The sequence below is a fragment of the Oceanobacillus arenosus genome (assembly GCF_003369575.1).
In the GTDB taxonomy this organism is placed as follows: domain Bacteria; phylum Bacillota; class Bacilli; order Bacillales; family Amphibacillaceae; genus Oceanobacillus; species Oceanobacillus arenosus.
The window spans coordinates 141025-155425 of sequence record NZ_PIOC01000010.1 but is presented as its reverse complement, the minus strand read 5'-3'; the positions used below and the strand labels follow the sequence as shown (position 1 = coordinate 155425).

The 14401-nt window shown below is 39.1% G+C and carries 14 protein-coding genes; 2 read left to right on the top strand and 12 right to left on the bottom strand.

Annotation, left to right across the window (positions count from 1 at the left end):
- Nucleotides 1-7: 7 nt before the first annotated feature.
- From CWR48_RS05470 to CWR48_RS05450, 5 genes are all read right to left on the bottom strand, one after another.
- Nucleotides 8-1078 (bottom strand): amidohydrolase family protein, encoded by a 1071-nt coding sequence (locus CWR48_RS05470; RefSeq protein ID WP_115772123.1) that lies wholly within the window; start codon nucleotides 1076-1078, stop codon nucleotides 8-10.
- Nucleotides 1079-1151: 73 nt separating this feature from the next.
- The gene (locus CWR48_RS05465) at nucleotides 1152-2159 is read right to left on the bottom strand and encodes a VOC family protein (RefSeq protein WP_115772121.1); all 1008 of its coding nucleotides are present in this window, start codon (nucleotides 2157-2159) and stop codon (nucleotides 1152-1154) included.
- A gap of 123 nt (nucleotides 2160-2282) precedes the next feature.
- The gene (locus tag CWR48_RS05460; RefSeq protein WP_115772119.1) at nucleotides 2283-3332 is read right to left on the bottom strand and encodes an NAD(P)/FAD-dependent oxidoreductase; all 1050 of its coding nucleotides are present in this window, start codon (nucleotides 3330-3332) and stop codon (nucleotides 2283-2285) included.
- 30 nt (nucleotides 3333-3362) lie between these two features.
- Entirely contained in the window at nucleotides 3363-3851 is a 489-nt protein-coding gene (locus CWR48_RS05455) for an aromatic-ring-hydroxylating dioxygenase subunit beta (RefSeq protein WP_115772117.1), read from the bottom strand.
- On the bottom strand, nucleotides 3848-5125 hold the full coding sequence (locus CWR48_RS05450) for an aromatic ring-hydroxylating oxygenase subunit alpha (RefSeq protein WP_115772114.1): 1278 nt from the start codon (nucleotides 5123-5125) through the stop codon (nucleotides 3848-3850). The genes CWR48_RS05455 and CWR48_RS05450 overlap by 4 nt, the downstream gene beginning before the upstream one ends.
- A gap of 464 nt (nucleotides 5126-5589) precedes the next feature.
- Between CWR48_RS05450 and CWR48_RS05445 the strand changes: the two genes are divergently transcribed.
- Nucleotides 5590-6471 carry a LysR family transcriptional regulator gene (locus CWR48_RS05445; protein WP_115772112.1) on the top strand — a complete coding sequence of 294 codons (882 nt, stop codon included), beginning with the start codon at nucleotides 5590-5592 and terminating at the stop codon, nucleotides 6469-6471.
- Between the two features lie 24 nt (nucleotides 6472-6495).
- Here CWR48_RS05445 and CWR48_RS05440 read toward each other — a convergent pair whose 3' ends face one another.
- Genes CWR48_RS05440 through CWR48_RS05415 form a run of 6 tightly spaced genes read right to left on the bottom strand, consistent with a single transcriptional unit; the run spans nucleotide 6496 to nucleotide 11759 of the window.
- Complete coding sequence (locus CWR48_RS05440; RefSeq protein WP_115772110.1) at nucleotides 6496-6687, bottom strand: 4-oxalocrotonate tautomerase; 192 nt, start codon at nucleotides 6685-6687, stop codon at nucleotides 6496-6498.
- A gap of 27 nt (nucleotides 6688-6714) precedes the next feature.
- The gene (locus CWR48_RS05435) at nucleotides 6715-7503 is read right to left on the bottom strand and encodes a 2-keto-4-pentenoate hydratase (protein WP_115772108.1); all 789 of its coding nucleotides are present in this window, start codon (nucleotides 7501-7503) and stop codon (nucleotides 6715-6717) included.
- Nucleotides 7504-7546: 43 nt separating this feature from the next.
- Entirely contained in the window at nucleotides 7547-8563 is a 1017-nt protein-coding gene (gene dmpG / locus CWR48_RS05430) for a 4-hydroxy-2-oxovalerate aldolase (RefSeq protein WP_115772107.1), read from the bottom strand.
- Nucleotides 8564-8584: 21 nt separating this feature from the next.
- Nucleotides 8585-9469 (bottom strand): acetaldehyde dehydrogenase (acetylating), encoded by an 885-nt coding sequence (locus CWR48_RS05425; protein WP_115772105.1) that lies wholly within the window; start codon nucleotides 9467-9469, stop codon nucleotides 8585-8587.
- A 16-nt stretch (nucleotides 9470-9485) separates the two neighbouring features.
- Complete coding sequence (locus tag CWR48_RS05420; protein ID WP_115772103.1) at nucleotides 9486-10280, bottom strand: 2-keto-4-pentenoate hydratase; 795 nt, start codon at nucleotides 10278-10280, stop codon at nucleotides 9486-9488.
- Between the two features lie 12 nt (nucleotides 10281-10292).
- A complete protein-coding gene (locus CWR48_RS05415; protein WP_115772101.1) occupies nucleotides 10293-11759 on the bottom strand; it encodes an aldehyde dehydrogenase in 1467 nt (488 codons plus the stop codon).
- Between the two features lie 320 nt (nucleotides 11760-12079).
- On the opposite strand from CWR48_RS05415, the gene CWR48_RS05410 reads away from it, so the two are divergent.
- Nucleotides 12080-12880: an IclR family transcriptional regulator gene (locus CWR48_RS05410; protein ID WP_115772099.1), complete on the top strand. Its 801-nt coding sequence runs from the start codon at nucleotides 12080-12082 to the stop codon at nucleotides 12878-12880.
- A 333-nt stretch (nucleotides 12881-13213) separates the two neighbouring features.
- Here CWR48_RS05410 and CWR48_RS05405 read toward each other — a convergent pair whose 3' ends face one another.
- Nucleotides 13214-14389 carry a sugar ABC transporter permease gene (locus CWR48_RS05405; protein WP_115772097.1) on the bottom strand — a complete coding sequence of 392 codons (1176 nt, stop codon included), beginning with the start codon at nucleotides 14387-14389 and terminating at the stop codon, nucleotides 13214-13216.
- Nucleotides 14390-14401 lie beyond the last annotated feature (12 nt).

Sequence of the window (14401 nt, the reverse complement as noted above, 5' to 3'; positions counted from 1 at the left end):
TCTCCCTTTATCTAAGATTTGGCGTTGCTTCCTCCTGTTCATTGATTACTCTACGATCAGCCTGTTGATAGTCATTAACATCTAATCCTAAAAATTGCAGAGCATTCAGCCCATGGATTCTTTTCTTTTCTTCGTCATTCAATGTTGTTACTTTATCAACCACTTCTCCAGATGGTGCTTCACGAAGCAGAAATGGATAGTCTGACCCAGCTATGATTTGGTCCGCTCCGAAACGGTCAATCATAAATTGTAAGTTGTTTTCATCATAAACTAGCGTGTCATAATAAAGTAATTTAGCATAATGACTTGGAGCCTTCTCCGTCTTTCTTATATGTGGCCATACATTCCAGCCTTTGTCCATTCTAGGTAATAAATATGGAAGGGACCCACCGCCATGTGCGAAGCAAATTTTTAAGTTAGGATATTTATCAAGCATTCCGCTCATAATAATGCTTCCAGCTGCAAGTGCTGTTTCCGATGGCATACCAACCATATACATAAAATTATGTCTTGGCATTCTTTCTCTTCCCATTGTCTCCCATGGATGAACAAATAGTGGCACATTTTTATCATTCGCAGCCTTGAATAATAAATCGAGTGCATCATCATCCAAATTCTTACCATTAACATTACTGCCGATTTGAACCCCTCGGAGCCCTAGTTCATTAACTGCCCTATCCATTTCCTGGATTGCTAAATCAACATCCTGCAACGGAACAGTAGCTAAACCGATAAATTTCGTTGGATGCTCTTTTACAATTGAAGCGATAAAATCATTCTGGGATCTTGCCAGTTCCAACCCTTGTTCTGGATCTGACCAATAACTAAACGTAACAGGAATTGGAGATAGAACTTGAATATCAATTCCTTCATTCTCCATATCCTTTAATCGTGTATTAGTATCCCATGCTTGATCCGTAATTTCTCTAAATTTCTTGCCCTTTACCATAATGTTGGCACCACAGTCACATGTTTTCTCTAAGATTGGCCAACGATCATCCCCATATTTTTCAGCTAAATTTAAGAATTCCTCTGATATTACATGTGTATGAAAATCAATCCTTAAGCTTTTCCCCATTGTTGGACTCCCCTAGCATTTATATTTTTGAATTTTAGAGATAGACAATCAAGCATGTCTATCTCCGCCCATTTTATTTTCCTAATTTCGTGCCGTAAGTAAAGTAGCTTTCTGGCGGCTTGCTTCCCCACATTTCCAAACCAAGCTCGCCAACCCCTGCTGGCCATTCGATTGGCTTCCAGTCCGGTGCAAACATTAAAATTCCGCCTGTCCAAATTTCAACTCGGTGACCTGATGGCTCGAAAACATAGATGAATTGCGCGCCACTTGTTCCATGCTTACCAGGTCCCCACTCTATTTTAATTCCATTTTCCGCCATAATATTTGCTGCACGTAATAGTTCATCAGGTGAATCGAGATAGTATGCCAGATGATGGAAAATGCCTCCATTTTGGTTGCCGTTTCTCATAAATGCAATCTCATGTGCAATGTTTGTTCTGCTTAACCATGAACCAAGTCGGATATCTTCTTTATTTTGAACGAAGTAACGATGGTGAATACCAAGTAATTCGGTCCACCATTGCTGCTCCTTCTGAACATCATCTACCATGAAATTCACGTGGTCGAAGCGGCGTGGTGAAACACCTCTCGCTGGATATTTACTTGGATGACTTGGTAATGGAGATTTCAGTTTCGGATCGTCTGTAACGAATAATTCCTTTTCCCAATATAGCTCAATCGGAATTCCCGATGGTGATGTAAAATGAATGGCATCACCTAATGCTTTCTTACTTCCACCATCGATCCAGCTAAACTCAATATTCATTTTAGTTAATTGCGTTTCGAATAGCTCTAGAGATTCTTTGGTTGCTACACGCCAACCAACACGATTCACCTCGGAAACATTAGCTGCTTTTAATACCAATGTATGGTGGTCATAATCCTGCCACGCTCTTAAATAAGCGCGATCCCCATCTATTTCTGTTACTTCTAATCCCATTATTTCCCTATAGAACGATAAAGACTCTTCAAATTTAGTTACACTTATTTCTACATGTCCTAAATGTGCAACCGTTCGCAAATAATTATCTAACCTTACTTGTGCTGACTCTTGAATTATTTCCTCTGAAACCTTTGACATATTCCTTCACCCCTAAGTATATTTTTAATTTGAAATAGAATAATAGAGATACTCTATCCAATTCTAATGTTGGCCACGCCTATCTCCAGCGACTACTAGAAAAAGTCTTCCCTCCGTATGCCGTTAAACGGACGCTTGCGCTTTTGTCTGCGAAGTTGTTTCTTTCTTCTTCTGATGACTCTTTCTACTCATAATCGATGTACTATGAGCAACATGCATTGATTCATTCGGATCGATGAATACCTTCGCATTACTAACCGCGATTGGTGCTTCACCAAAACCAGTCGCCATTAACTCGACCTTCCCGGGATAGGTTGCAATATCGCCAACAGCATAAATTCCTGGAATATTCGTCTCTGCCCTTGAATTGACTAATATCGATTGCTTCTCTATTTCCAGTCCCCAATTATTAATCGGGCCTAAATTGGAGATAAAGCCATAATTCACTAAATAATGATCTGCCCTTAACTCGATTTCCTCTTTTGTCTTTGATTCCTTCAAAATAATAGATTCCAGCTTTGAGTCCCCTAGTAGCGCAGTAGGAACATATGGAGTAAGAATATTAACCGAGCATTCCTTTAATTGTTTAACACTGTGCTCATGTGCTCGAAACTTATCTCTTCTATGGACTAATGAAACACTAGCAGCTATTTTATCCAGCATTAAAGCCCAATCAACTGCTGAATCACCGCCACCGAAAATTACAACATCTTTATTAGCAAAATCTTGGATGTCTTTAATACTGTAATGTAGATTCGTATTATCAAATTTAGCTTCATCATCTAGATTCATAGTCCTCGGTTTAAAAGCACCGTTTCCAGCAGTAATAATAATTGTTTTGGAATAATGGATTGCTGTGCTTGTAATTAGCTTGAATACATTATCTTCCTTTGTTACCTCGATAACTTCTTCATTCAAACAAATCTTCTGCTCGAATTGTTTCATTTGCTCTTCTAACCGATCCACTAGCTCACTAGCCTTTATCTTAGGAAATCCTGCCACATCATAGACGTATTTATCAGGATATAATGCGGCAAGCTGTCCACCTAGCTGTGGTAGACTTTCGATTAACTTCACAGTTGCCTGGCGCATGCCTGCATAAAAGGCAGTAAACATACCCACTGGACCACCACCAATAATGGTGATATCAACTACTTCTTTCTCGTTACTCATATCACGCACCACCTTTCATGAAGTAAATTTCTACAGGATCAAGCTGATTTTCCCATGTGGTCGTAAACTGTCTAGATTCAGAACAACTTTTTTCCTTTGAATCGCTAAACGGTCATTATCACGTACAATTTCATATTTTATTTTGCCGATAAACGTGTCAACAACTTCTCTTTTCGTACGGTGTGTTGTAAAATTGCACTCCACTGTAATTACATCTGAATTCAAATCACCTACTAAAATATTATGGTAATTTCTAGTCGTAGTAGAGTGGGGATATTCAACATGCGCTTCTTTCTTTAACAGTCTTTCTGCTCGTTCTTGAAGTCGCGAGCGGTTATCATGAATATAGAATAGCGATTTAGTTGGGATTGCTTCTGGTTCGCCTATCGGTGGGACAATATAAGTACCATCATCCGTGAACAATGCTGCCCAATCATTTAATTTCCACTCATCCAGTATTTTCGCTTCTGTGTAAAGAAAGTCGACGATATCCTGACGCTCTATTGTTTTTACAGTCATTGATGTGCAACCTCCTTATTCAAGGATGCTGCAATAATTGAATTATAATGTCTCCAGAAGCTCCGCATTTGCAGTTCATCTGTTGCTAATGCATTTCCTTCCCCTCTTACCATCCCTTTAGAAATATCATTCCATTGCATTTCCCCGTTATTGTTATAAGCTTCCTGACATAATTCAAGTGCCTCATTATCATCTGGGGTTGCAAAGCCACCTGGTCCCAGGAACTCTAGGAAGTTATTATTTCTAGCTAAACGGTGCTTATCACTTTCACCCTTAGGAGCTAGTGAATACCCCTGAACTTCCATATAGCCCGGTGATGACGGATAAAAGGTTCTAGCAGTTACAGCCATAATGTCATTGATTACAAGATTTGGGAAAATGACAATGTTTCGGTTGTAATTTGCGATACGATTCGCGCGTTCTTCTCCAAAACGTTCTGCTAATTTTTCTTTCATTTTCTCCATGTCATTTTTAAATTCTTCATCCCAAATCGGGGTCCATTGGGCAACTGGTCTTCCCCATGGGGCGACATATTCGATAACACTATGTCCGTTACCCAAATTAATTCCTTTTCCTTCTAGTCTCACACGTTTTAAGTTAGGATCTTGTGCTTGTTTAATATCGAAATATGTCTTATGTGTTGGCATACCATGATATAGATCTACACTGTTTTCCGCTAATAGCTTCCAGTTTGCTCTTACACTATATTGCTGAACCCCACCAAGGGCTTCCATTCCGTACTCGGATTGATCAACTACTAGGTCAATATATTCCTTCGCATTTCCTAAGTATTCTTCCAGCGAAATAGCATTTTCATCGAAGTTAACAAACATGAATCCACGATAGTTCTCTAACCTATTAACCGCTTTCATATTCTTGGTTCCTTCATCATTGAACCCTTCAGGAAAACCATCCTTTCCAGGCATCCCTACTAATTCACCATCATTTTTAAAACTCCACGCATGGTAGAAGCAGCGAAAAACCCTTGAATTCCCTGAATCCTCCCTACAAACAAGTGCACCACGATGTGGACAAGTATTGAATAATGCTCTAATTTCACCATCTTGACTATGGACAAACAGTAAGTTACGCCCACCTACTTTTTTTCGTTTATAATCACCGGCTTCGGGAATTTCGGTTACATGTCCAATGAATAACCAACACTTATTAAATATTTCAGCACGTTCTCTTGCTAAAATTTCCTTATCAGTAAAGACACGTCGATTCACAAGAAACTCACTTTTCTCTACATTGTCTTGTATAATGCGCTCCATTTTAAGCCCTCCATTTATGATTGAATTAATTTGGCTAGCATGTAGGTTAAAGCATATCACCATCACCATTTTTATTTGTTATCTTCCAGTTACAAAGCTAACTCCATCTGTAGGTAAATATTAATGTAATCACTTACATTTCATTCGCTAATTTTAATACCTTGGCTTATATTAATTATAGAAGACTGATTACTTTGATTCCAATTGAATTTATTTTGCTTTTCCGTTAATTTCAAAGATAATTATAATACTGATTTTTTGTAAAATATTTCTTTTTCTATTTATTGACGCTATTTCAATTGACTAATTAGGATTTAATGGCCTATCATTTATACTATGAAGCTTGTTAATTATCTGGATTGATATTAGAAAACTTTCTGCAAAATTAAACGAAAGCAAACAATTTATTACATTTTTGGTTCATAGTACTAGACATTAATTAAGTTGGCCTCGGAGGTAATTAGATGAATGAAAGCCAATTGGAAACTTTCCTTACTGTTTCCAAATATAAAAGCTATTCAAAAGCTGCGGATGCACTTAACGTCACACAACCGACTGTCACATCTAGAATAAAATCACTGGAAGATATATTAAAGTGTGAATTATTTACTAGAATCGGCCATGAGATTTCCTTAACGGAGGAAGCGATTATTTTTACAGAATATGCCAAGAATATTTTAATCAATATGAAACATTCTAAGGAAATCAAAAATATGGTAAAATCCCCTGTAATCAAGGTTGGCTTCTCTCCAGGGTATTCGTATTCTTTTATTATCGAACTACTGAAAGCGGTTAAATCTATTGGTAATATCGATGTTCAAGTAGTAGACGGCTACGATTCTGTTAGCTTAAATGAAAAGGTCCTATTGGAAGAAGTTGATTTAGTTTTTACAAGAGATATGCTTCCAAATAGCCCTTATATTACGTCAGAATATTTATTTGACAATAATCTTGTCGTTGTTCTACCAATCGATCACCGACTGTGCAAAAAACAACCGCTAGCCATTGAAGATTTGAAAGGCGAAACAATCTTAAGCTATAAGCGAAACTCTGAGTTATGGAAATCTATTGATCATAAACTCATTAGCGCTCATGATGTTACTCGTATTGATGTCGAAAATAACGAAATGCTTTTAAATGCAGTTGCAAATGAATTAGGTATTGGAATTATTCCCGAGCTTGGTATTGATAGGAAATATAAATCAACTATCGTTATCAAAAAAATTAAAGCGCTTACCAATATCCAGAATAAAGTCTTTGTCCAATACCGAATAAACTCTCAGATTGAGATGCTTGCCAAAAGGATTATCTACTCCGTTATTAATCATAGATATTCTGGAGAATAGGTAGGTTTCCCTACCTCCCCTCCATTATCTACCAAGTTCTTTCGCTGATGCCCCACCAATCGCCCAATGCGTTTTCGGTACTTCCGTAACAATAACACGTACATTTTCTTTTGGTGCATCTAATGACTCACTGACAGCATTGGTAATATTTTTCAGTAGTGCTTCAATTTTATCAGGAGTCCTTCCTTCCATGATTTGAATATTTACTAGTGGCAAATCCCCACCCCCTAGACATGTCTTTGATTATTCCTTGACTGCAAAGCTTACATCACCTAAACCACCATATTTTACTTGTACATAATCCCCTGGAGAAATCGAAACTGCAGCTGTAGCCCCGCCTGTTAAAATCGGTTGCCCGGCTTTTACCTTTTCTCCCTTTTCGCTTAACATATTTGCTAGTCTTGCAACAGAATTGGCTGGATGACCGAGCACTGCAGCCCCTGTACCGAGTGATTTTATTTCACCATTGATTGCTAATGTGACCCCGACAACATCCAATTCTAATTCTTCCGGTCTTCGCAAATACGTACCAAATATTGCTCCAGCAGCTGAAGTATTATCCGCTATTACATCTGGTAATGTAAAATTGAAATTTTCGTATCTACTATCAATAATCTCTACTGCTGGAAATACATATTCAGTTGCAAGCAGCACATCAAGGGCAGTAACCCCTGGTCCTTCTAAATCCCTTTTTAATACGAATCCAATTTCAGGTTCAATTTTTGGATGAATATAGTTGGAAACAGAGACTGGATCCCCTTCTTCAACAACCATATTATCGAATACATATCCATATATTGGATTATCTACATTCATTTGTTTCATCTTAGCTTCGCTTGTAATCCCCATTTTCGGACCAACGATTGTATGACCCTCTTCCAGCTTTTGACGAACCAGTTCTTCTTGAACAAGGTATGCTTCTTGAATTGTAAGCTCAGGATATAATTCTGCTGTGATTTTTTTTATTTCTCGTTTTTCCTTTTCCGCATGATGCGTGTAATTTGCCAGCTCTTGAATGAACGCTTTGTCCATGTCCTTCTCCCCCATACACCTTATTATTCCTTATTTAAGATTGTTATTTAGTCGTTGCTTTCGAAAGCTCTGCTGCCACGTCAAAGATCATATCTTCTTGCCCACCAATAATTTCTCTTTTACCAAGCTCTACTAATATATCACGAGACTCTACAGAGAATTTCTTTGCCGCTCGATTAGCATGCAACAGAAAACTAGAATAGACACCTGCATAACCTAAAGTTAAACTATCACGATTAATTTCTTGCGGTTTTGGCAATATCGGTGCAACGATGTCTTCCGCTATATCCATCATTTTGTATAAGTCGATGCCTGTTTGGATCCCCATCTTGTCTAATACAGCAACCAATACCTCTGTTTGCGTATTCCCTGCTCCAGCTCCTAAACAACGGATACTACCATCGATTCGAGTTGCCCCTTCCTCAATTGCAGCTAACGTGTTTCCCATCGCTAGCGATAGATTATTATGACCGTGGAAACCGATGTTTACGTTTAATGCTTGTCTTAGCGCCTTAATTCTTTCTTTTACCTGATGTGGAAGTAAAGCACCTGCCGAATCTACAACATAAACCGTATCCGCACCATAGCTTTCCATTAATTTTGCCTGTTCCAGTAATTTCTCCGTTGGTGCCATGTGACTCATCATTAAGAATCCAACGGTTTCCATCCCTAGTTCTTTAGCGGTTTGGATATGCTGTTTGGAAACATCAGCTTCCGTTACATGCGTTGCTACTCTTGCCATTTTTGCCCCTAAATTTGCGGCTTCCTTCAAATCTCCAATCGTCCCGATTCCGGGCAGCAATAATACAGCGATTTTCGAAAAGTCAGCAACTGAAACAGCAGCCTCAATTAATTCAAGCTCATTCGTTTTAGATAATCCATATTGTAATGACGATCCCCCTAATCCATCGCCATGGGATACTTCAATATAGGGCACTTGTGCTTTGTTTAAGGCTTTTGCAGTAGCTGTAACCTGGTCAACTGTATACTGATGACTAACTGCATGACTGCCATCACGTAATGCAACTTCCGTAATTTTAATTTTAGATTGATTGCTCATGTTGCTCCCCCTTTCCTACACTCAATTTACAGATACGTTTACACGATTTTTTGCTAATTCTTCCGCTACCTTTACAGCGGCAGCAGTCATGATGTCAAGATTCCCAGCATACTTCGGCAGAAAATGTCCTGCACCTTCAATTTCTAGGAATACGGTTACTTTATTCCCATCAAAAATTGGCTCTGTTCGTAAATGATATCCCGGAACGAATGTTTGAACCTTTTTCACCATGTCGGAGATTGCATTTGTGATTTTCTCCTGATCCATCTTATCTTCCTCAACAATTGCATGGACAGTATCACGCATCATAATTGGTGGCTCAGCAGGGTTTAGGATAATAATTGCCTTTCCTTTCTTTGCACCACCAACCTGTTCAATCGCTTTCGCAGTTGTTTCCGTAAACTCATCAATATTAGCTCTTGTTCCTGGTCCAGCACTTTTACTAGAGATTGTAGCAACAATTTCTCCATATTCTACAGGTGCGATGCTGTTGATTGCATGGATAATCGGAATCGTTGCCTGCCCACCACATGTAATTAAATTTACATTTTCCGCGTCCAGGTGCTCATCTAAATTAACAGTAGGTGCAACAAATGGTCCAATTGCAGCCGGTGTTAAATCAAGCATTTGTTTGCCAAGCTTTCTTGCTACCTCTGCATTATGAATATGGGCACCCGCACTCGTCGCATCAAAAATGATATCCACTAATTCAGGCTGCTCTAATAAGCCGTCCACACCATTATCAAATACTTGAAGACCCAAATATTTAGCATGCTGCATTCCTCTTGATGATGCATCAATTCCCATCATCGTCGTTAATTCCAATACTTCTGAATTTGTTAATTTAACCATTAAATCAGAACCGATGTTTCCAGATCCAATTATTCCAACCTTCACTTTGTCCATTTGGGTACCTCCCCATTTATTCTACAAAGGATACACGTACTTCGCCTAAATCGGAGAACTTCGCATAAAACGTATCACCAGGTTCTCCCTCAATCGCAGCCGAAAGTGCACCTGATAAAATGACTTCCCCAGCCTTTAACGTAATTCCATATACTGATAGTTTATTGGCAAGCCATGCAACACATTTTGCTGGATTGCCCAATGCTGCAGCACCAACACCCGTGTTTTGCAATACATTATTTTTATATAAAGTCATGCCAATTTGCTTTATATCGATATCTGTAAGTTTTACAGCTTTATCACCTAATACATACAATCCAGATGAAGCATTATCCGCAACTGTATCTGCTAATGTAATCTTCCAATCTTTAATCCGACTATCAACTATTTCAAGCGCTGGTACAACTGCTTCTGTCGCAGCAAGTACATCCATCGTTGTAACATTTGGTCCAACTAAATCATCTTTAAGGATAAACGCGATTTCTCCTTCAACCTTTGGCTGTAGTACACGTGAGAATGAAATTTCTCCCCCGTTTTCCACATGCATTTGGTCTAATAAGTGCCCATAATCTGGTTCACCAACGCCTAACATATCCTGCATTGCTTTAGAGGTTAACCCGATTTTCTTCCCGGTAATCTGCTGTCCATTTTTAACTTCATCTTCAATCGTGTGCAATTGTACTTGATATGCATCATCTACTGATAGGTCAGGACTTAGCACTGTTACAGGCTGAACCCCTTCCCTCTTATCCCATGCACTAGCTAAATGTTCGGCAAGGCTTTTCGTATTAGGTGTGTATTCCGTTTTCATAAACGTTTCCTCCTAATGTTTGATCGTAATATTCGTTAATTCTGAGTAGAAGTCAAAGCTATGTGCTCCACCTTCACGCCCTAATCCACTATGTTTCATTCCGCCGAATGGTGTTCGCAGATCACGTAAGAACCAAGTGTTGATCCAGACCATCCCAGCTTCGATTTGTGCCGCTACTCGAGTTGCACGTTTAATATCACTTGTCCAGACGCTAGCGCTTAGTCCATAGTTCGTATCATTCACTTGCTCGAGTACTTCCTCTTCCGTATCAAATGGAATAACCGTTACTACCGGGCCAAAGATTTCCTCACGAACACATCGTGAATCTTTTTCTAACCCTGTAATGATCGTTGGCTCTACGAAAAATCCTTTATCCAATCCCTCAGGAATTTTCCCACCTGTTAAGAACGTGCCACCTTCTTCTTTAGCAATTTCTAAAAAGCTAAGCACTTTTTGGTAATGTTCTTCACTTACCAATGCCCCAACTTTTGTTTCCGGATCAAATGGATCGCCGATTTTTAATTCCTTTGTTCTTTCTGCAAATTTCTCTAGGAACTCATCGTAAATCGAACGTTCTACGTAAATCCTTGAACCACATAAACAAACCTCGCCTTGATTAATAAAGCTAGAGCGCATCGTTGTATCAATCACATCGTCAATATCTGCATCTGCAAAAATAAGGTTTGGATTTTTCCCACCAAGTTCAAATGATAATTTCTTGATTGTTGGTGCGGCGGCTTTCATAATAGCAGTACCGGTAATTGTTTCACCGGTAAAGGCAATCGCATCAACATCGTCATGGGACGTGATAGCTGCCCCTGTTTCACCTTTACCATGCACCATATTTACTACGCCGGCTGGTACGCCTGCATCCGTACAAATTTGCGCCAACACCGTTGCTGTCATTGGCGTAACTTCAGATGGCTTCATAACGACTGTATTCCCTGCCGCAAGAGCTGGAGCAAGCTTCCACGTCATAAGCAGCAACGGAAGATTCCATGGATTAATTAATCCAACAACACCAACCGGTCTGCGAATCGCATAGTGCAAAGCTAGATCATCTTGCTGATATGCTTCTGTTCCTACTGTTGTCATATAGTCAGCAAAGAAATGGAAGTTGTATGCTGCACGATCAATATCAACCTTTTTCGAAAGCCATAATGGTTTACCTGTATCTAGAGATTCGAGTATTGCTAATTCCTCTTTTCTTTCTAATATCAAATCCCCTATTTTACGAACGATTGCAGAGCGTTGTCTAATCGGCATGTTTCCCCATTCACCCTTAAGTGCCTTTCTCGCTACACCGACTGCACGATCTACTTCTTCTTTTCCACCTTCTGCGACAGTTCCTAATACCTTCTCTGTTGCTGGGTTAACATTTTCAAATGTTTTTCCATTTTCTGATTTTACGTATTCCCCATTAATATAGTGGGAGCAATCGATTGGACTTACTTTTATCATTGTTTCTGTTGTTTGCATGAAAAATTCCTCCTCCATTTTATGGAAACGTATACATTATTCCTTAATATTATCCCTTAGATATATAGATACTTTCTTAACTACCAAAAAACGAAGAACCTATTCATCTGCTTAAACTTAGTATAGTGTTGATGCTAAAATGTAAAAAGGGTACAATTCCCCTATACGGAACAAATGATATATATTTAATTATATAAAAGGTCCAAACTTTAGGTAGCGCTATCATTTACTTGTACATAAAGGTTTTTTGCTGATATGATAATAAACAAATTAGTTCTTTTATATAGAACAAAGAATATATCGGAGGGTGAAAAGAAACAATGTCTATTGTAAAGGGTGGTCCACAAATTCTTTCTTCCGTTCGAAATGCTCTACGTATACTCAAAAGTTTTTCAACCTTTGAACCGACAAAAAGGGTTGGAGAGTTAGCAGAATCCTTAGGTTTGGCAAAAAGTACTGTAAGCAGACTGCTTTCAACATTAGCAAGTGAAGGGTTTGTTATAAAGGATGAGAAAACCAATGCATACCGATTAGGATTATCAGTCCTTACCTTAGGTGGCATTATTACAAATGATTTAGAGATTCATAAGGAGGCAGCACCTGTATTATACAAACTCGTGAATGATACTGGAGAAACGGCACATTTAGCCATATTGGATGGACTTGATACGATTTATATTCATAAAGAAGAATGCAATCATCCCGTACGCATTCTAACCCATCTTGGCAGAAGAAATCCGTCCTATTGTACAAGTTCCGGTAAAGTCTTATTAGCTTTTAGTGAACCAAAAATTGTTGATATGGTAGTTGATGGAGGCTTAGTTAGGCATATGCATAATACCATTACCGATCCAGAGGTATTACAACACGAGCTTGAAACAATTCAAAAGCAGGGATACGCAGTTAGTACTGAGGAGCTAACAGAAGGTACAAGATCTGTTGCTGCACCAATTCGCGACTATACAGGGCATGTTGTAAGTGCAATTACTGTCGTCGGACCTATCCAGCGAATGACAAATCACAAAATTGATCGAATCGCTAAAAAGGTCATGGAAGCGGGAAATGAGGCATCAGAACGACTTGGATATGATGAACGGTATTTTAAGCGGTTGCGGAGTTAGTTAACAGATTGCATCGAACAAAAGCGCAAGCGCCCATTTGAGCTGTGTACGGACTGTGCCCCCCACAGAACGTCGCGTCTTTAACTGAACTTCCTCTTAAAATCGATGCTGACTTTCACCACAAGGGTATAAGTGCGACTAAGCCTCTGGTTTCACCAATCGGCAAGTCTTCTTTATCGTACGGAGGTGAGGGAAGTCTCGCCAGTCGCTGGAGCCGAACGTGGCTGTTCTCGGTAACTAAGTTATCCACAGCGTCCAATTTTATAGTTTCCTAAGCTAATAAAAAGGACTATCTCTTCTCTTGGAAATAGTCCTTCCTAATCATTCTCCTATTTATGCTCGCTGTTTTCTTGTTAACACATCGAATATTACAGCTACAGCTAAAACTCCACCACGAATCATGTATTGATAAGATATACCAATACCAAGTAGGTTCATCCCATTAGACAATGAGGCCATCACGACCGCACCGATAATCGCACCCGTTACTTTCCCAACACCACCCGCTGAGGAAACGCCACCAACATATGCTGCTGCAATTGCATCAAGTTCAAACAATGTTCCAGCAGTGGTCGTTGCCGATTGAAGGCGAGAAGTAAATAGAATTCCGGATAATGCAGCGAGCATCCCCATTGATCCGAAGACAATGTATGTAATCCTCTGTACGTTGATTCCACTTAAATGCGCCGCCTCTGGGTTACTTCCAACAGCATAGATATGACGGCCAATAATTGTTTTAGTCGTAAAAAAATGATAAATAATGACAATTACAATCATAATAACAACTGTCCATGATAAGCCATTATATCCAGCTAAAATCCATGTAATATATCCAATAATTGCTGATATAACAACAAGTTTTATACTAAAAATTCCTATCGATGGCACCTCAAAGCCATAGGACAATTTATTACGACGCTGCGAAATTTCACTATAGATATATAATAGGATTCCGGCAATTCCCACTAATAACGTTAGCAGATGGAGACCATTGATTTGCAGAATCGATGGAATAAACCCATTCCCAATTGCATTAAATTGTTCGTTCTTAATAATAATCGTCCCTGATTTTTCAGTAACTTGCAGCAATGCACCACGGAAGATCAGCATCCCTGCCAACGTTACAACAAAAGCTGGAATCCCAACCCTTGCAACAAGGACCCCATTTACTATCCCTATTACAATGCCGAATAGTAAAATGACTGGAATAGTAATCCACACCGACAAGCCTAATTGCGTTAAGAAAATTGCTGAAATAGCACCAAGAAATCCTGCCAAAAAGCCGACGGATAGGTCAATATGACGAATAACAATGACAAGCGTCATACCAACCGCTAATACTGCAATGTAACCTGCGGAATCAAGTAAATTACTTATATTTCTCGAAGACATAAACAGGCCATTCGTTAATGATGTAAACGTTAACAAAATAACAAATAATGCTATATACATTCCGTAATCACGAATGTTGGTTTTGACGAGCGCTTTTGCTTCTTTAAAAAAGTTCATCATTTCACCCCT

What these genes read in the sequence shown, in the direction of transcription:
- CWR48_RS05470 (WP_115772123.1), bottom strand. Translation starts at nt 1,078, where the DNA reads ATGGGGAAAAGCTTAAGGATTGATTTTCATACACATGTAATATCAGAG.
- CWR48_RS05465 (WP_115772121.1), bottom strand. Translation starts at nt 2,159, where the DNA reads ATGTCAAAGGTTTCAGAGGAAATAATTCAAGAGTCAGCACAAGTAAGG.
- CWR48_RS05460 (WP_115772119.1), bottom strand. Translation starts at nt 3,332, where the DNA reads ATGAGTAACGAGAAAGAAGTAGTTGATATCACCATTATTGGTGGTGGT.
- CWR48_RS05455 (WP_115772117.1), bottom strand. Translation starts at nt 3,851, where the DNA reads ATGACTGTAAAAACAATAGAGCGTCAGGATATCGTCGACTTTCTTTAC.
- CWR48_RS05450 (WP_115772114.1), bottom strand. Translation starts at nt 5,125, where the DNA reads ATGGAGCGCATTATACAAGACAATGTAGAGAAAAGTGAGTTTCTTGTG.
- CWR48_RS05445 (WP_115772112.1), top strand. Translation starts at nt 5,590, where the DNA reads ATGAATGAAAGCCAATTGGAAACTTTCCTTACTGTTTCCAAATATAAA.
- CWR48_RS05435 (WP_115772108.1), bottom strand. Translation starts at nt 7,503, where the DNA reads ATGGACAAAGCGTTCATTCAAGAGCTGGCAAATTACACGCATCATGCG.
- dmpG (WP_115772107.1), bottom strand. Translation starts at nt 8,563, where the DNA reads ATGAGCAATCAATCTAAAATTAAAATTACGGAAGTTGCATTACGTGAT.
- CWR48_RS05425 (WP_115772105.1), bottom strand. Translation starts at nt 9,469, where the DNA reads ATGGACAAAGTGAAGGTTGGAATAATTGGATCTGGAAACATCGGTTCT.
- CWR48_RS05420 (WP_115772103.1), bottom strand. Translation starts at nt 10,280, where the DNA reads ATGAAAACGGAATACACACCTAATACGAAAAGCCTTGCCGAACATTTA.
- CWR48_RS05415 (WP_115772101.1), bottom strand. Translation starts at nt 11,759, where the DNA reads ATGCAAACAACAGAAACAATGATAAAAGTAAGTCCAATCGATTGCTCC.
- CWR48_RS05410 (WP_115772099.1), top strand. Translation starts at nt 12,080, where the DNA reads ATGTCTATTGTAAAGGGTGGTCCACAAATTCTTTCTTCCGTTCGAAAT.
- CWR48_RS05405 (WP_115772097.1), bottom strand. Translation starts at nt 14,389, where the DNA reads ATGAACTTTTTTAAAGAAGCAAAAGCGCTCGTCAAAACCAACATTCGT.